The sequence below is a fragment of the Ureibacillus xyleni genome, from assembly GCF_900217795.1.
GTDB lineage: Bacteria > Bacillota > Bacilli > Bacillales_A > Planococcaceae > Ureibacillus > Ureibacillus xyleni.
The window spans coordinates 39,593-58,390 of the sequence record NZ_OBMQ01000015.1 but is presented as its reverse complement, the minus strand read 5'-3'; the positions used below and the strand labels follow the sequence as shown (position 1 = coordinate 58,390).

General features: G+C 36.1%; 15 protein-coding genes and 1 riboswitch. Of the genes, 7 read left to right on the top strand and 8 right to left on the bottom strand.

What is annotated here, in order from left to right; translation table 11 throughout:
• The first annotated feature begins 82 nt into the window (after window positions 1-82).
• The 3 genes from CRO00_RS17090 (at window position 83) to fumC (ending at window position 2,709) form a co-directional block, all read left to right on the top strand.
• The gene (locus tag CRO00_RS17090) at window positions 83-631 is read left to right on the top strand and encodes an SLOG family protein (protein WP_097074884.1); all 549 of its coding nucleotides are present in this window, start codon (window positions 83-85) and stop codon (window positions 629-631) included.
• A gap of 73 nt (window positions 632-704) precedes the next feature.
• Window positions 705-1,016: a hypothetical protein gene (locus tag CRO00_RS17085; protein ID WP_097074883.1), complete on the top strand. Its 312-nt coding sequence runs from the start codon at window positions 705-707 to the stop codon at window positions 1,014-1,016.
• Between the two features lie 301 nt (window positions 1,017-1,317).
• A complete protein-coding gene (gene fumC / locus CRO00_RS17080) occupies window positions 1,318-2,709 on the top strand; it encodes a class II fumarate hydratase (RefSeq protein WP_097074882.1) in 1,392 nt (463 codons plus the stop codon).
• Between the two features lie 41 nt (window positions 2,710-2,750).
• On the opposite strand, the gene CRO00_RS17075 is transcribed toward fumC, so the two are convergent.
• Both CRO00_RS17075 and CRO00_RS17070 read right to left on the bottom strand, forming a co-directional pair.
• Entirely contained in the window at window positions 2,751-4,937 is a 2,187-nt protein-coding gene (locus CRO00_RS17075; protein ID WP_097074881.1) for a YhgE/Pip family protein, read from the bottom strand.
• A 90-nt stretch (window positions 4,938-5,027) separates the two neighbouring features.
• The gene (locus CRO00_RS17070; protein ID WP_097074880.1) at window positions 5,028-5,603 is read right to left on the bottom strand and encodes a TetR/AcrR family transcriptional regulator; all 576 of its coding nucleotides are present in this window, start codon (window positions 5,601-5,603) and stop codon (window positions 5,028-5,030) included.
• A gap of 156 nt (window positions 5,604-5,759) precedes the next feature.
• Here CRO00_RS17070 and CRO00_RS17065 point away from each other — a divergent pair, with 156 nt between their 5' ends.
• A complete protein-coding gene (locus CRO00_RS17065) occupies window positions 5,760-6,710 on the top strand; it encodes a carbohydrate kinase family protein (protein WP_097074879.1) in 951 nt (316 codons plus the stop codon).
• A gap of 320 nt (window positions 6,711-7,030) precedes the next feature.
• On the opposite strand, the gene CRO00_RS17060 is transcribed toward CRO00_RS17065, so the two are convergent.
• From CRO00_RS17060 to CRO00_RS17045, 4 genes are all read right to left on the bottom strand, one after another.
• Entirely contained in the window at window positions 7,031-8,359 is a 1,329-nt protein-coding gene (locus CRO00_RS17060; RefSeq protein WP_097074878.1) for a nucleobase:cation symporter-2 family protein, read from the bottom strand.
• 30 nt (window positions 8,360-8,389) lie between these two features.
• Window positions 8,390-8,962, bottom strand: coding sequence for a xanthine phosphoribosyltransferase (locus CRO00_RS17055; RefSeq protein ID WP_097074877.1), 573 nt, complete (start codon window positions 8,960-8,962; stop codon window positions 8,390-8,392).
• Between the two features lie 137 nt (window positions 8,963-9,099).
• Window positions 9,100-9,201: riboswitch (purine riboswitch) on the bottom strand.
• A 141-nt stretch (window positions 9,202-9,342) separates the two neighbouring features.
• Window positions 9,343-10,023 (bottom strand): hypothetical protein, encoded by a 681-nt coding sequence (locus CRO00_RS17050; RefSeq protein ID WP_097074876.1) that lies wholly within the window; start codon window positions 10,021-10,023, stop codon window positions 9,343-9,345.
• A 144-nt stretch (window positions 10,024-10,167) separates the two neighbouring features.
• The gene (locus CRO00_RS17045; RefSeq protein ID WP_097074875.1) at window positions 10,168-11,619 is read right to left on the bottom strand and encodes an amino acid permease; all 1,452 of its coding nucleotides are present in this window, start codon (window positions 11,617-11,619) and stop codon (window positions 10,168-10,170) included.
• Between the two features lie 200 nt (window positions 11,620-11,819).
• Between CRO00_RS17045 and CRO00_RS17040 the strand changes: the two genes are divergently transcribed.
• A complete protein-coding gene (locus tag CRO00_RS17040; protein ID WP_237658464.1) occupies window positions 11,820-13,031 on the top strand; it encodes a CynX/NimT family MFS transporter in 1,212 nt (403 codons plus the stop codon).
• Between the two features lie 67 nt (window positions 13,032-13,098).
• A complete protein-coding gene (locus CRO00_RS17035) occupies window positions 13,099-13,653 on the top strand; it encodes a restriction endonuclease (RefSeq protein ID WP_237658463.1) in 555 nt (184 codons plus the stop codon).
• A gap of 32 nt (window positions 13,654-13,685) precedes the next feature.
• On the opposite strand, the gene CRO00_RS17030 is transcribed toward CRO00_RS17035, so the two are convergent.
• Window positions 13,686-14,732: a nitric oxide synthase oxygenase gene (locus tag CRO00_RS17030; RefSeq protein ID WP_097074873.1), complete on the bottom strand. Its 1,047-nt coding sequence runs from the start codon at window positions 14,730-14,732 to the stop codon at window positions 13,686-13,688.
• A gap of 183 nt (window positions 14,733-14,915) precedes the next feature.
• The gene (locus CRO00_RS17025; protein WP_097074872.1) at window positions 14,916-16,763 is read right to left on the bottom strand and encodes an SLC13 family permease; all 1,848 of its coding nucleotides are present in this window, start codon (window positions 16,761-16,763) and stop codon (window positions 14,916-14,918) included.
• A 404-nt stretch (window positions 16,764-17,167) separates the two neighbouring features.
• Here CRO00_RS17025 and CRO00_RS17020 point away from each other — a divergent pair, with 404 nt between their 5' ends.
• Entirely contained in the window at window positions 17,168-18,664 is a 1,497-nt protein-coding gene (locus CRO00_RS17020) for a catalase (protein WP_097074871.1), read from the top strand.
• Window positions 18,665-18,798 lie beyond the last annotated feature (134 nt).

The window sequence follows — 18,798 nt, the reverse complement described above, 5'->3', positions numbered from 1 at the left end:
ATTTTTTACCATTTCTAGGAGGTGTTCGAATTCTTTCGAATACTTCCTTTTTTGCGTTATGATAAAACATGAGGTGAAAGGAATGAAAACAATTTATTTAACTGGATATAGACCCCATGAGCTGGGGATTTTTAATGATAAACATCCTGGTGTAGCAATTATTAAAAAGGCCATTGAAAACCAATTACGTATTTTGTTAGATGACGGACTTGAATGGGTAGTTATTAGTGGTCAACAAGGCGTTGAAACATGGGCTGCTGAAGTCATACTCCAACTTAAAAATGAATATAATATAAAATACTCTGTTATTACCCCCTTCCTAGAGCAAGAGAAAAACTGGAATGAACTAAAGCAACAAAAATACCAATTCATTGTTGCTCATGCGGATTTTGTCACGAGCGTTACAAAGCGACCTTACGAAGCACCTTGGCAGTTTATCGAAAGGGATAAATTTATTATTCAAAATACAGATGCCCTTCTTCTTATATATGACGAGGACAATGAAGCATCTCCAAAATACGTGAAAAAATTAGCTCAACGCTTTAGCGAAACCCATCCGTATCAAATCATTGAAATCAATGCCTATGATCTTCAAATGGTTGCAGAAGAAATGCAACATCAAGATTGGTAAGTTACTAATCTAATTTTCTGACTTTTTAGCATTTTGTTGGTATAATATTTTTATATGATAAGGAGATGATTTTATGCCGCAATTTCGAGTTGTCAATGAGACTACCCCAATTAATGTATCACATGATACGTACCGAAGAGAGTGCCGTTATACACGTGGAATCCACATTCCCCATGAAGATTTTGTTGATATTTTAGAAAACATGTCCCATGATATACGGTTATATTTTGATTTTCATAATCCAGGGAAAAAAATTGAACCTGGGGCATATTTAAATGGCCATTCTGGTTTAGGTAGATCCATAGTAAACTACTATCAAAATCGAAGAAATATGAATGTTGATGGTATTTATAACGGTAAAGACTTTTACGTAAAAATTATATAATACTTTAGAGGTGACATATAAAGTGAATACCAACTAAAACACCGCCTGTTCGTTAAGCAAAGTAGCTTATCAAACAAGCGGTGTTTAATTTTTTTCATAGTTACAAAAATGTGATGATTAATTCGTCATCTTAATTGATAATTATTATCATTATCTTAAAACCTCTTTATTCGAAGAGAACCCCTCAGATTCTCGAATAAATTTATATAAAAGTGGCAAATCTATTATAGATTTGTCACTTTATATTATGAATTCTATTTCAATATATTGCTTACATATACTTTACAAAGGAGTTGGTAGAATGGATTATCGTATCGAAAAAGACACTTTAGGTGAAGTGCGAGTACCAGCGGATAAAATTTGGGGTGCCCAAACTCAGCGGAGTAAAGAGAACTTCCAAATTGGGGAAGAAAAAATGCCATTTGAGATCATCCGCGCATTTGCAACATTAAAAAAAGCAGCAGCAATTGCAAACAAAAAATTAGGTAAACTCCCTGAAATCAAAGCAAACGCCATTGTAACTGCAGCCGATGAAATTTTAGCCGGTAAATGGGATGAACATTTCCCTCTTGTCGTATGGCAAACAGGCAGTGGCACACAATCCAACATGAATGTAAATGAAGTGATTGCTAACCGCGCCAATCAACTGTTAGAGGAGCAAGGTGTTAGTGACCGAGTTCATCCTAATGATGACGTGAATAAATCACAAAGCTCTAATGATACATTCCCTACTGCTTTACACGTTGCAGCAGTTGAGATTGTGGAGAACTATTTAATGCCTAGACTTCAACTTTTAAAGGCAACCTTAAAAGAAAAGTCAGAGAAATTTAATGACATTATTAAAATAGGACGTACGCATTTGCAAGATGCAACACCACTTACGCTAGGCCAAGAAATTAGCGGCTGGCACCATATGCTTGTTAAAAGTGAAAAAATGATTATGGTGAACACACAATTTCTAAAAGACCTTGCGATTGGTGGTACTGCAGTAGGTACTGGAATAAATGCACACCCGAAATTTGGAGACATGGTAGCAGAGGAAATCAGTACTTTAACCGGAAAGGATTTTGCCTCTTCGGAAAATAAATTCCATGCTTTAACGAGCCATGATGAAATTGTTTCAGCTCACGGGGCATTAAAAGCTTTAGCGGTGGATTTAATGAAAATTGCCAATGATGTACGTTGGCTAGCAAGTGGGCCGCGCAGTGGAATTGGTGAGATTACGATTCCGGAAAATGAGCCAGGTAGTTCAATCATGCCCGGTAAAGTAAACCCAACTCAAAGCGAAGCCATGACAATGGTCGTTACACAAGTTGTCGGTAATGATGCTACAATTGCCTTCGCAGCATCACAAGGAAACTTTGAGCTAAATGTATTTAAACCTGTTATTATTTATAACTTCTTGCAATCTGCTCGTTTATTAGCAGATGCCATGAAATCATTTAATGATAATTGTGCGATTGGCATTGAACCGAATATGGAAGTTCTTGAGAAAAACTTGGAGAACTCATTAATGCTAGTAACTGCACTTAACCCCTATATTGGCTATGAAAAAGCAGCCAAAATTGCGAAAAAAGCACATAAAGATGGTTCTACTTTAAAAGAGGCTGCCATTTCTTTAGGGCTTTTAACAGAAGAACAATTTAATGAATATGTTGATCCAAAGAAAATGATTTATCCAAATGCAGAGTAAATGCAAAAGATTCGCAAGACACATTGCCTTGCGAATCTTTTTTATGCTTGTTCAGTTTGTTTTGAATATCGTTTATTAAATAATAATGCAAAATATCCAAAAGATAACACTAGACATGCAACGAGGTATACACCCAGTATTAACCAATCGTGCATTAAGAATGATGTATCCCCACTTGAAATTGCTGTTTTAAAGGCTTGCACTGAAAATGTCATTGGTAAAAATGCATTGAAAATGTGCAACTGACTAGGAACTAGCTCTATTGGGAACGTACCAGCACTTGTAGTTAATTGTAAAATTAAAATCAAAATTGCTACAAAACGGCCCGGATCTCCCATAACTGATACTAGTAACTGAATTAAAGCCAAAAATGCAAAGCTCGTGATAAAGGATGTACCCATAAACAATAATAAGTTATCAACTTCTAATCCTAACCAACCAATCACTACAAATGCAGTGATGCTAGATTGAATAATACCTACTACTGTTAATACAGACACTTTACTTAAGAACCACTTAAGTCCACTTGTTGGACGCGTAGCTGGTTCCACCAATGGGAAAACAATCGTCACTAAAAGTGCACCGACAAATAAACCTAATGATATGAAGTATGGAGCAAAACCAGAACCATAGTTTGGAACATGGTTAACGGATGTTTTCTCTACCTCAACTGGTGCAGCTAACATTTCATAATTCTCATCAGAAACATTAACGTCAACTTTTCCACTAGCATCTGTTAATTTACCCGCTAAAGTAGAAGTACCATCAGATAATTCCTTTGAACCATCTACTAATGTTGTTGACCCTTGTGCAAGTTCATTAGATTTCTCTGAAAGAAGAGACGTGCCATTTGATAATTTAGAAGAGCCATTTACTAATAGATTTAGACCCTCTGACAATGAATTTGCTCCATTTGCCGCACTGTTCGTACCTGCTACAACTTGTTGTATACCTGCTGCTAATTTTTCATTACCATTCGCTAAATCAGAGGCACCTGTTATAAGTGCTTTTGAATTTTTTTGTAGCTCATCAATTCCAGCTGCAATTTTAAGATGACCTTTATTTAATTCAGCTGCACCTTGTGATAAAGCTGCAATATTATCATCAATTCCAACTGTACCTTCTTGAAGTTGTGATAATCCTCCACTTACTTGTGCACTACCTGTTTGAAGTTCTACTAAAGACTTTTCAATCTGTTGTTTACTTTCTTGGGGTAAATTCGCTAACACTGGTTGTAGTGCAGCTGATAATTGCGCTAAGCCTGCTGTAACATCTTGAGATCCATCTGTTAAAGAAGCGATATTGTCATCAAGACCAGCAGTGCCATTAGCTAACTTCTCTAAATTTAAAGCTAAATCTTGACCACCAGTTGTAACAGTTTGTTGCCCTTCAGCTAAGCTCGCAACCCCATTTGTATATTCTGTTATACCTTGTTTCAATTGTGCTGCTCCAGTATTTGCTGCATTGGCACCATCTGCTAAAGGCGCCATACCATTTTGTAATTGGTTAAGACCCTCTGACAATTGATTCGCCCCAGCATTTGCTGATTGCGTACCTTCTTGTAATGCCTTTGATCCATCAGAAAGTTCAATTGTACTTGCAGCAAGCTGTTCTAAATAGCCATGTAAATCTTCAGCCCCAGCTGTAATCTTTTGTGCACCATCATCTATTTTTGTTGCTCCATCTGCTGCCTCTGTTACACCATCACCTAAAGTTGTAATTGAAGTAAATAATTTTTCAGCATACGTTTTCGAAACTTGTGTATTAACCTCTGCTTTAATACGTTGCACGGCCGTATCACCAATTTGAGCACCTAGAAAGTTAAAGCCTTCATTTGGAATATATTCAATCGTTAGTTTCTCAGGTTTTTCTTCTAGTAATGTTGTTGCATGTTGCGAAAAGTTTTCAGGGATTTTTATCAACATATAGTAATCCTGTTCCCTTAATTGCGTTTCCGCCTCATCAGGATCTACTACATGGAACTCGAATTGCTTGCCATCAATGAGATTCTCTGTGAGGGTATCACCTAGAGTAAGCTCCTCACCTTCTAAGACAGCACCTTTATCCTCATTAACTATCGCTACTGGAATGCTATCTAAATGTGAGTAAGGGTCCCAGAATGCCCATAAGAACATACCACTATATAAAACAGGAATGAATAGGATCGCAATGATTGGGATGAGCATTTTTCTCGTTTTAAAAATTTTCAACCATTCTGCTTTTAACAAATTATCATCTCCTAAAAACTATATGACCATTTTTGTCATCCGGTCACTTTATTGTATAAAAAATCTGTTTTCCTAATGAAAACAAATTTTTTAAGGTGCTGTAGCAATACCTCTAAAGATCGTCTCTTTAAAAAGCTCTAATATTTCTTGCTCATGGAGTGCTTCTTCATGTGTTAATTGCCAATCAACAATCATCGCTAAGTAAGATTTTAATAATAGGTAGGCTACAAGGTTTGGATTACACGGGCGAACTTCTTTTTTCTCAATGCCTATACGAAGGCGATCAGCTAAAAAAGTAACGATTTCTTCTTCTATCTTCACTAACATTTGTTTGACAGCAGGAGTTTGAATTGCCTTTTCTTCTTCTATCAACTTCGCAAACAGTAAATGCTGCTCACGGAATTGAAGCATTTTCATAAGTCCGTTATGGGCATTTTCAATAAAACTCGCATTTGGAGATAGTGTTTGCTCTGCTTCTGCCTTCATGTCGCGAATCATTGAAATAACCACTTCTTGCAAAAGCTCTTCCTTATTCGTAAAGAAATTATAAATTGTCCCTTTTCCGACATTCGCTAATTTCGCTACTTGCTCCATCGTTGTCGCTTTATAGCCAAACATAGAGAAAGACTTTGTTGCACCCTGTAATATTTCTTGTCTGCGGTCCACTCACTTACCTCCAATCAAAAATGACCAAATTACGATATCGGTCAACAAGTCATTATTATACACAATATTTTATGAAATGCAATATAATTTTTCATAGTCTATGATTTTCATCTATAATAATGAGTGGTAAATTTACACAGTTGAAAGGAACATTATATGACTCATTCGATTTTATGTATTGGTGAACTATTAATAGATTTTTTTTGCAATGAACGAAATGTAAACCTTCAACAAGGGCAAACTTTTATAAAACATGCTGGCGGCGCCCCTGCCAATGTTTGTGCAGCTATTGCGAAATTAGGCGGGGTTGCTTACTTTTTAGGGAAAGTTGGTGCAGATCCTTTTGGGTTATTTCTTGAAAACATGCTGCACTCATTGAATGTTCATACTAACTTTTTAATGAAAGATCAAAATCACCCTACTACGCTTGCATTCGTATCGCTGCAAGAAAATGGTGAACGAGATTTTACATTTAATCGTGGTGCAGATGCTCACTTAAAGATGGAGGAAATTTCAGTGGTTTCTATCCAAAGCATGAAGATGATGCATTTTGGTTCAGCAACTGCATTACTTCCGGGACCGTTACAGCAAACCTATTTTGAATTGTTCACATTGGCTAAAAAGAATAGATGCTTCATTTCCTTTGATCCTAATTTCAGGGGTGATTTATGGAATGGGCAAGAGCAGCTTTTCAAAGATTTATCGTTAAAATATATCTCACATAGTGACTTTGTAAAGTTAAGTGAAGAAGAATTGGTTCTCATAACGGGTGAACAGGAAATGAAAAAAGCAGTTACATCTCTTCATATTCTTGGTGCTCGTTCTATCGCCGTTACTTTAGGTGAGAGAGGAACGTATTTTTCAAATCATATGGAATCTAAAATAGTTCCTTCAATTTCAATTAATGCAGTGGATACAACAGGTGCTGGTGATGCATTTGTTGGGGCGGTTTTGTATCAGTTAAGTAAAAAAGAAACGCCGCATGAAATACCTTTTGATGCGTGGCTAGAGATAATTACATTCGGCAATAAAGTGGGAGCCCTTGTTTGCGAAAAAATGGGCGCAATTGAGGCATTACCTAAATTAGAGGATGTGGTTTCGCGATAACCAGTTTTATGCATTTTCTTTTATCGGGGTTAAAATTTTGGAATGATTTCTCACAGGATTGCTTATTCATGTGTCTTATGATTACGTTTTTTAATAGATTCATCATTTATTTTTTTATTCATTAGCTTTATGAATACTATTTATTATAGAATTACTCTTTATTTTTGTATTCATCGGACTTATGAATACCATTTTGAGTAAACCCCCTCATATTTTCCATCTTCATACATGGATTCACGGTCAGAAACAGCAACTGTTTTCGCCCAAAATAAAAAGGTGTTTCTAACTCCCATAAAAAGAAGTTTAGAAACACCCGTTCATTATTTTACTTCTGCCACTTTAGCAACATCTATCATTTCCGGAGCTTCCGTATGCATTGGGTCAACTTTTTTCGAACCAATCATATTAAATACGATGTTTAACACGATAGCTGTAACAGAACCACAAACAATTCCGTTCGAAGTTAAGATTGCAACCCCCTCAGGTAATACTGCGAAGATATTTGGTACGAATACAACACCTGCACCAAGTCCTACTGAAATGGCAGCTACCATAGCGTTTTCTGGTGAAAGAGAAATTTCTGGTGCTAACATTGTAATCCCTTGTGTTACTACCATACCGAACATCGCTAACATTGCTCCGCCAAGAACAGCTGTTGGAATAATTGTTGTTAATGCGGCCACTTTTGGTAAGAAGCCTAGAGCCACTAACATAACCCCTGTAAAGATGATAACTTTACGTTCTTTAACACCTGTCATCTTTAAAAGTCCAACGTTTTGAGAGAATGTTGTATATGGAAATGCGTTGAAAATACCGCCAATAATTGAAGCTAACCCTTCTGAACGATATCCACGAGCTAAATCCTTTGAATCTATTTTTTGTTTTGTAATATCACTTAGTGCAAAGTAAACCCCAGAAGATTCTACTAAGGAAACCATTGCTACTAAAGTCATTGTAATAATTGCACCAATATCAAATGTTGGTGTGCCAAAGTAGAAAGGTTGCACCATATGGAACCAAGATGCATCTACTACTGGTGAAAAATCTACTTTTCCAATAAATGCAGCTATTACTGTACTAATAACTAAACCTAATAAAATTGAAATTGCACGAGTGAACCCTGTTGAGAAACGATAGATTAATAGAATAATTACTAATGTCGTCATAGCTAATGTAATATTCGATGCTGAACCAAAATCAGGTGCACCTTGTCCGCCACCCATATTGTTAATCGCGACTGGAATTAAAGAAATCCCGATAATTGTTACTACAGAACCAGTAACTACTGGTGGGAAAAATTTCACTAACTTTCCGAAGAATCCTGAAATTAACACAACAATGATTCCTGAAGCAATGATTGCTCCGTAAATCGCACCGATCCCCTTATCTGTTCCAATAGCGATAATTGGAAACACAGCCGTAAATGTACAACCTAATACTACAGGTAAACCTATTCCGAAAGCTTTACCTCTCATAACTTGAAGCAAAGTTGCAATACCACACATCATAATGTCAATCGCTACTAAATAAGTCATTTGAGAAGAATCAAACCCTAAAGCTCCCCCGATGATTAATGGCACTAAAATCGCACCTGCATACATAGCAAGTAAATGTTGAATACCAAGCGTCGTTGCTTTTGCGTTGTTCATTTGAACATCCTCCTTAGGTTAGTCGATTAATTAATCAAAAAATTCAACTTGTCCATTTGCTAAAGTTTTGATATTTGCTAAAGATTCAACACGAATGCCTTGTTCCCGTAAGTTTTGTCCACCTTGTTGGAATCCTTTTTCAATAACAATCCCTACACCAATCACATTGGCACGAGCTTGTTGTGCTATATCGAGCAAGCCTTTCACTGCTTCTCCATTTGCTAGGAAATCATCAATGATTAATACATTGTCATCTGGTGATAAAAAGTCTCTAGAAACAGATATTTCATTTGTTTCATTTTTCGTGAAGGAATGTACTTTAGATGAATACACATTGTTTACTAGAGTTAACGACTTTTTCTTACGTGCAAATACTACTGGAGCTCCAATTACTAAACCTAACATTGTTGCAGGTGCTATACCTGAAGATTCAATCGTTAAAATTTTTGTAATCACTTCATCTGTAAAACGATTCGCAAACTCTTCCCCAATTTCTCTCATTAATTGCGGGTCAATTTGGTGATTTAAAAATGTATCAACTTTTAAAACAGTATCTGATAGCACTTTACCCTCTTGTAAAATTTTGTCTTTCAACGCTTTCATAGTTGTTAATCCTCTCCATATAAGTTTAGACAATAAAAAAACTCGGAAAACTAATCCCTATGAGTGGGACAAGTCTTCCGAGTGAAATTTCGAAAGTAAAAAGATCACAAGTACTCTCCAAATTGAAGAACATTCGTCATCAAAACATTGCCTCTCATAGTCAACTTATTTACGGTAAGTTGGTAGAAACTCGCGAGCCATATTCCCGCTATTATATGAGTGATATATTATGTAATGTAAAGATTTTATTAAGAATGTTCTCATTATAAACACGAATAATGTCGAATGCAATAACCTTATAAATAATAAGATGATTCAAATTATTCGGAAATTAGTAGTAAATCTATCATTCACTAATAAGAATGTTCGGTTTTGCATCATTATAATAACTGTTCTAACGCGTTCTTAAACTCTGTAAACGATGTGCCTCCCTTTCCAAAATAGCCCATACTCCGACATACTAAAATATTCACAACGTCTCCATTTTCCAGCTGTAATTTAGCTACTGTCCCAATCGATTCTAACTGTTGAACTGTTAAGTCTTTTGAATTAAAGTCTATTAATTGCGACTCAAAACGTTCAAGGAAGTATTTCCATGCAGTGGTACCTTGGACAATTAAAATTTTGGGTGAAAATTCATTTAACACTAATTTAGACACTTCTAGTCCTCGGTGATAAATTGGATCATTTTGTTTTTTCAGAAGTTTTAGTTGTTGCGGGCTTTCTGTATATAGACAATTGATATAGGATAAGACGACATTTTCACCCAGTTGTTCCTTTGCCCAAGCAACAAAATTTAAGCAGCCTTTATACTCCCTAGAAGACGACTTCAACTCATCAAAGTACAGCTCTTGGAAAATTGCTGAATCCGCTAATGAATCAATATGTAGTCTTAAATCATGAGGATCGACGGAAAGGCAAGGTTCTGGTGTTGAACTAACTAAAAAGATTTTTGATTTATAAGGGTTACCATCCACTTTGAAAGGTTGAAATGCTACTTCACCATGCTCGTTCAATACCCATTTTTGAATTTTTTTATTAAATCCTGTTGATACAGTCATATTTTCAACATCCTTTACTCAGGTTTACATACTTCTATTATATTAATCATCGATGCTTTCTTCGATGTTTTTCATACATAATTTAAGTGTAAAAAAATCGACAAAATTTCAAATTGTCTTTGAATTTTGCCGATTTTCCTTATTTTAATTATTTAGGTCACACTCTTCAAGTGGAACAACTTTTGTTTTATGTTTAATTTTATATCCAACCCAAAGAGCGATAAATAATGGAATTCCGATATAGGAAACTGCAATGCCGTACCAATCAACAGAATCTCCAAGAATTGCCGTGTAATTTTGCCCAATGATGACAATCATACATACGATAAACGCAAACAATGGGCCAAATGGATATAACGGCGCCTTATATGGAAGAAGCGAAGGATCTTTACCTTGGAGGACAAACGCTTTTCTAAAACGATAGTGACTTACTGCGATCCCGACCCACGCAATAAAACCGGATAAACCAGAAGCATTTAATAACCACATGTATACCAAACCATCGCCAAAAAATGATGATAAAAACGCTAAACATCCGACTGCTAATGTTGCTAGTAACGCGTAAACAGGAATTCCTCGTTTACTCAATTTCGCAAAAATCTTTGGTGCTTTCCCGTCTACTGCTAATTGCCAGAGCATTCGGGAAGACGCATATAAACCTGAATTTCCGGCCGATAGCATTGCTGTAAGAATAATTGCATTCATAACAGAAGCAGCAAAGGCGATTCCTAGTTTATCAAAAACCAACGTAAATGGTGATACTGCAACATCTTCAGATAATAGTCTTGGATCTGTATAAGGAATTAATAAGCCAATTGCGAGTATGGCTAAAATGTAAAACAGTAAAATTCTCCAAAATACAGAACGAACTGCTTTTGGTATATTTTTACCTGGGTCATCTGTTTCCCCAGCAGTAATTCCTAGTAATTCAGTTCCTTGAAATGAAAAGCCAGCCGCTAAAAAAATACCGAAGATGGCTAAAAACCCACCATTAAACGGCGCATTGCCTTCAATAAAGTTTTCGAAACCAATTGGGGCATTTCCCCCTAAAATTCCGAAAATCATTAAAAAGGATACGATAATAAAGATAATTACGGTTACAACCTTAATCATAGCGAACCAATATTCACCTTCACCATATGCCCTAACCGATAATAAATTAAATGCGAGTACAACTATAATAAACAATACCGTCCAAAGTGCTGAGGAGCTATTTGGAAACCAATATTTCATAATTAATGTTACTGCTGATATTTCAGCTGCTATTGTGATTGCCCAGTTATACCAATAATTCCAACCCATCGCAAATCCAAATGCTGGGTCTACAAATTTTGTCGCATAAGTGCTGAAGGAGCCTGAAGTTGGCATATAGGCAGCCATTTCTCCTAAACTCGTCATTAAAAAGTACACCATTATTCCAATTAAAGCATAAGCAACTAATGCCCCACCAGGCCCAGCTTGTGCAATGGATGCCCCACTCGCTAAGAACAATCCTGTACCAATTGTCCCGCCCAATGAAATCATAGTAATGTGGCGACTTTTTAACCCCCTTTTCAGCTCTTGCTGCGGTTGTTTACTTTTTTCTGTGTCATTCATGATGCGATCTCCTTTGTTGTCCACATATAAACAGTATGTCCAACTAATAAATGTACATCGATTGTAGTGAAGTTGCAAATAGTAAGTTAAGTTAATTTTGTTCATTGTTTTATTAGAGTAGAAAGTTGTATGATTTATTTTGGCTTTATTCATTTGTTCTTTTGAAGTAGTAATACCATAGAAATTTTGGAGGCATTATAGTGGCTACACTTAAAACAAACAAAAAAAACATATCGAAAAAATCAACTTCAACTGTTATTTTTGTCATTGCCATCATATTTTTTGCAATGACAATGCGAACACCAATAACAGGAGTAGGCCCAATCATTGGCGATATTCGAGAAGGACTTGGAATATCCAATGTACTAGCAGGATTTTTAACAACCATTCCTTTATTAGCATTTGCAATTGTTTCACCTTTTGTACCTGGTATTTCACGTAAGTTTGGAATGGAGAAAACATTATATTATTCACTTATTTTATTAACCATTGGGATAGCATTACGTTCATTTGGCTCCATTTCCTTATTAATATTTGGTACTGCCCTCATAGGAATTGCAATCGCTTTTGGGAATGTATTAATGCAAGGCTTTTTTAAATTAAAATATCCATATCATATTGGTCTTTTAACTGGTATTTATACCGTCTCTATGAATGTTTCAGCTGGGGTAGCCTTAGGAATTAGTAATCCAATTGCATCAAATCCTGAATTTGGATGGCAAGGATCTTTAGCCTCTTCCATCGTGGTCACGTTAGTTACTTTAATTGTTTGGATTCCTCTTTTACGAGGAGAAAAAGTAGACCTAAGTACATTGGGCTCTTCCAATAATAAGGGGAATGACAATAAAATCTGGCAATCCCCATTAGCTTGGGCAATCGCAATCGCTATGGGATTCCAATCTCTGTTATTCTACTGTTCAACAACTTGGTTGCCGGAAATTTTAATTTCACAAGGTTTCACAGAATCTAGCGCAGGATGGATGACTTCCATTATGCAATATTCGCAGCTCCCAATGACTTTTTTAATTCCAATACTTTCGGAAAAGTTAAAATCTCAACGTTTGATTGTAGTCTTCTTTACCGTTTGCTATATCATCGGATTTATTGGTGTATACTTCAAATGGACAGAATTAACCGTTCTATGGATGATTCTTATTGGTCTTGCTGGTGGTGCATCTTTTGGACTTGTTTTAATGTTCTTTACTTTACGCACAAAAACAGCCTATGAAGCCGCGCAAATTTCAGGTTTTGCCCAATCAGTCGGTTATTTACTTGCAGCAGTAGGACCTGTATTATTTGGCTATTTGCACGATTCAACACTAAGCTGGGATATGCCAATTCTATTATTTATCATTTCATCCATCATTTTGTTTATTTCTTCTTATATAGGTGCAAAAGAGCGTTACTTATAAATACAAACATACGTACCCTTTTTATGATACAATAGCTTTAATATTGTATTAAAAGGGGTTAACCATTTTGCGAAAACGCAAAGAGAAGAAGAAACGAATCCGATTATTTCCATCATTACTATTACTAGCCGTAGTTGGTTATGCTGGTTGGTATTATACGCAATCTACAAATGGTGCTCTTGCTTCTATCATTGTATTTGTTGTACTTGTAGTTTTTTTCAAAATATGGCGTGGGACTCGAGGCTTTGCTCGCCTTAGAAAAGCCGGGATTAAACAAATTGATGCGATGACAGGTGAAGAGTTTGAACAATATTTAGGATTACTTTTTAAACAACGTGGATTTAAAGTATCTTATACAAAAACTTCGGGAGATTTCGGAGCAGATTTAATTTTAAAAGATCGTGAAGATACCATCGCTGTTCAAGCAAAACGTTATTCAGGCTCAGTTGGTGTAAAGGCGGTTCAAGAAATTATCGGTGCACTAAAAATGTATGATGCAACACAAGCATGGGTTGTAACAAATAGTTACTTTACAAAACAAGCAGAAAAATTAGCCGAATCAAACGATGTATATTTAATTGACCGGGATGAGCTAATTGATATGATCTTGAAGAAAAGATAAGAGATGTGCTGTACTTTGGCACATCTCTTATTTTAATAAGGATTTTTTTGATAGAAGTAATTTGGCTTTTTTATAATATTGGCTATTGGCTTATGAAAAATGTGGGTAGTAGCAGGCGATACAGGTGGGATAAGCCACGTCCAATTTCCCGTCACTTGTCGCTCTTCTGCTATTTCCTGTTGTTCAAATAACTTAAACTGTTGGCTAGCTGTATGGTGATCCACAATACTTACACCATCTTCTTTAAAGGAATGAAGAACAGCTAGGTTTAACTCCACAAGAGCGCGATCTTTCCATAGTGAAATATTTGATTTTGTATCAAGACCCATAAGTTCAGCAACCTTAGGAAGCATATTATAACGTGATTCATCTGCAAAATTACGCGCGCCTATTTCCGTTCCCATATACCATCCGTTAAATGGTGCAGCATTGTACTGGATTCCTCCACAACTTAATTTCATGTTTGATACGAGTGGGACCGCATACCACTTTAAATCAAGTTCAGAAAATGATTCATACTGCGGATGACGTATTGGAACTTCGAGTATATACTCTTCTGGGATTGAGAATAGTTTTGGATCATTTTCTCCTATTTGGATAACAATAGGTAAGATATCAAAAGGAGTTCCTTCCCCCTCCCATCCAAGCTGTTGGCAAACCTTCGTAAACTCAATAGAATCAGGATCACCAATGACACCATTTTCTCCTTCATATCCAGCATAGCGTATTAATTGATAGTTCCAAATTCGAACATCATTTTCTCTAAATATTGTAATTGCCGGTCGAATTTTGCCGTTATTCGTTGCATAATGAATATGTCGAAGTAGAGCTTGAAACATCTGTTCTTCAGTTTCTAGTAGACGTTCATCAAAGACTTGTAGCGATTGCCAAAAAAGGCGTCCAATGCATCGGTTACTATTGCGCCAAGCAACTTTTGCGCCAAAAATCAACTCATCAGTAGTAGGTATGTATTCATTAATTTCTCTAATTTCAGTTATTCTATTTTTGTACCAACAATCACTTAAAAGCATTTCGTTCTTATATTGAATTAAAAATTGCTCTGTCTCTTGTACATTCATCTTCGCACCTCCATTACTTTCATTTTGAAGATAAAAATTTGCAATTTCAACAATATTCGACACATGAAAAAGATGTATTTTACATATATGACATAGAACTTTCAAATGTGTAATAGATGGGTAGCAACTCGTACTTTCACGACATTATAAAAAGACAGCCTCCATTTGGAAACTGCCTTAACTTTAAAACGGATAAATTAGTGGAATAGCAATCATCATGACGATAAACATAATAATTTGTAAAGGTACCCCGACACGGACAAAATCAATAAATTTATATCCACCAGCCGTCAATACTAACGAGTTTGTGGGAGAAGCAATTGGTGTGGCAAAGGCCATGCCTGCAGCTGCAGCAACCGCAATCATGAAGGTATAGGGACTCACATCCATTATTATTGCGGCATTCATGGCAATTGGTGCAAATAATACAGCAGTAGCAGTATTACTAACAAACTGCCCAAAAATAATGGTAATTAAATATATCCCAATTAAGACCCCATAAGGACCATAACGACCAAGCATATCAATCATCCCGTCAGAAATTATCGTCATTCCACCGGTTTTTTGTAGTGCTGTTGCCATCGGAAGCATAGCAGCAACTAGTACAATGCTTTCAAAATTTATCTTTTCATAGGCATCATCCATATTACGGAGGCAGCCGGTAATTATCATTAATACAGCGCCAATTAATACTAAAATGACCGCATCTAATACTTCCAATACCATACAGCCAACCATTAACAATAAAATAATAGCAGCAATTGGAGCTTTCCCCGTTGCCGCAGCCATACCAGCATGTTCTTTCGGTTTACCTACAACGACAACATCATGGGTCTCTCTAGACAAAAGTTCAATTTCCTCCCATGCCCCTTGTACTAAAATAGCATCCCCGAAACGCAGCTTTTTGTTCGCCATATTTTGTAATAAATAATCCCCTTTTTGATTAATCCCTAATATATTCAAATTATATTTTTCACGGAAACCAATTTTACTTACCGTTTCTCCAATTAAACGAGATTGAGGAGTTAATAAAACTTCAGCAACGCCAATTTGCTTCGAAATAAGATACCCTTTATCTTCTGTTTCAAATTCTCTTAGCTCCAGACCATAATCCTCAACAAATTTCATTACATCCTGTTTTTCACCTTGAACATAAAATTCATCGGTAGGATGTATAATGCTAGAGGGTCCTGCCATTTCCTGATAAGTAATTGGCATAAGTTTAATCCCTTCACTTTGATGACGATGGATTTTCATAATGTAAATTTGGTACATTGCCGGTAATTTCAAATCAGAAAGTGGACGATTAATAATTTTTGAGTTTTCAGGAACATAAATTCGAAAGAGCCGATTGTTTAAGTGGTATTCTTGTACGATTTTTTTCGGAGATAGCTTATAGCCCGCATCATTATTTACTCTACTTTTTTCATTGGGCAATAACTTATTCCGAACAATAACCAAATAAACAATCACTGTAATCGTAGCAATAATTCCAATTGGTGTAATATCAAAAAATCCTAATTTTCCAAACCCATTATCCTCAAGTGTTTGACTAACAATTAAGTTTGGTGGAGATGCAATTAATGTCATAAGACCAGACATGCTTGCTATATATGATAGTGGTAATAAAAACTTGGATGGGCTAACCTTTATACTCATTGCAATACTTACAACAATCGGTAACATTAAAGCAACAGTACCCGTATTACTCATAAATGCCCCGACTATTGCAACGATAATCAGCAGTAAGATAAACAACTTTAACTCGCTATCCCCAGACCATTTTAAAAGTAAATTGCCAGCTATCCCAGCTAGTCCTGTTCTTAATAGTCCAGCTCCTATAACAAAAAGACCTGCAATCATAATAACAACAGAATTTGAAAAGCCCGCTAACGCTTCAGTTGGGGTTAATATACCAAATACAACAAAAGCAAGTAAAGCAGTTACAGCAACTAAATCTCCTCGAACTTTATTTGTCGTAAACAATAAAATTGTTAAACCTAAAATAATAAATGTTACTGTTAATTCCAATTTTTTAAAATCCTTTCAAAGTATTGTTATGTTTAACTGTCGGTGTATATTTAGAAAACTTAACATAACTGGTTGCTTTTTCAATAACATTTAACAATTCTATTTTCAATTAGGTAACTCCATTTTCAATAAGGGTACTGAAAATGCCTTTTTCCGTAATAAATTCTTGCAATTTCCCATTACTTATCACCTTAATTAGGGTTGTATAAGATACAGATATATCGAGTAATTACAACAAAATGCGACATGCCAACGATTGTAATGACCTTTCCATTTCCAACCTCTAAATAGTAAAAACTATAAAATATAAATTTCTTAAAAAGAATTATTATAATTTAGTAGAAATTACGATTTGTATTTGTTATAGTAATTTACGTAGAGTTTTATTTTAGGAGGTAATTAATATGACTAATGATAAAAGCCGTCGTTTTACAACTGCTGGTGGTTCTCCAGTAGTAAGTAACCATGATTCAATGTCTGCTGGAAAACGTGGACCTCTTTTACTTCAAGATGTTTGGTTAGTAGAAAAATTAGCAAACTTTAACCGTGAAGTGATCCCTGAACGTCGTATGCACGCAAAAGGTTCTGGCGCATTCGGTACTTTCACTGTAACTCACGACATTACAAAATATACAAAAGCAAAAATTTTCTCTGAAGTTGGGAAACAAACACCAATGTTCGCTCGTTTCTCAACAGTAGCTGGTGAACGTGGTGCTGCAGATGCAGAGCGTGATATTCGCGGTTTTGCATTAAAGTTCTATACTGAGGAAGGTAACTGGGACTTAGTTGGGAACAACACACCTGTATTCTTCTTCCGTGATCCATTACATTTCACAGACTTAAACCATGTAGTTAAACGTGACCCACGTACAAATATGCATAACGCAAATAGTAACTGGGATTTCTGGACATCCCTACCAGAAGCATTACACCAAGTAACGATCGTAATGTCTGACCGTGGTATTCCAGATGGTTACCGTCATATGCACGGTTTTGGTTCTCATACTTATAGCTTCATTAACGCTGAAAATGAACGTGTATGGGTAAAATTCCACTTCCGTACAGAGCAAGGAATTAAAAACTTAACAGATGCTGAAGCTGCTGATATTATCGGTAAGGATCGTGAGTCTTCTCAACGCGACCTTTATGAATCAATTGAACGCGGAGAATTCCCTAAATGGAAAATGTACATCCAAGTGATGACAGAAGAACAAGCAAAAGAATTACCATACAATCCATTTGACTTAACAAAAGTTTGGTATAAAAAAGACTTCCCTCTAATTCCAGTGGGTGAGTTCGAATTAAATAAAAACCCAGACAACTACTTTGCAGAAGTGGAACAAGCGGCTTTTGCTCCTTCTAATATTGTGCCTGGTATTGGCTTCTCACCAGACCGTATGTTACAAGGACGTATTTTCGCTTATGCTGATGCCCAACGCTACCGTTTAGGTGTAAACCACTATATGTTACCTGTAAACGCTCCAAAATGCCCATTCCGTACATTCCATCGTGATGGTGCAATGCGTTTTGATGGCAACTTAGGTTCTACATTAGGTTATGAGCCAAACAGCTATGGTGAATGGGAACACAACCCTGACTTAAAAGAGCCATTACTAGAGCTTGATGGTGGTGCTGGCATCTATGACTTCCGTGAAGATGACAACAACTACTTCGAGCAACCTGGTAAGCTATTTAACTTAATGACAGCAGAAGAAAAACAACGTCTATTCGAAAACACTGCTGCAAACTTACAAGGTGTTGAGGAATTCATTCAACGTCGCCATATTTTACATTGCTACTTAGCTGACCCAGCTTATGGTGAAGGTGTAGCAAAAGCACTTGGTCTAACTTTAGATGGAATGGATCTTTCAAACCCTTACCTTTCAAAAGTAGGTCAATAATTTGATCGTTTAAGATTATGCATCTTTCTACAAGATCCTAATCTCACTTCATTGATGTCCAAATCCAAAAGCTTTGTATTTCGAGATTGTTCGGAATGCAAAGCTTTTTTATTGTAAACAAAAAACACCTTCCA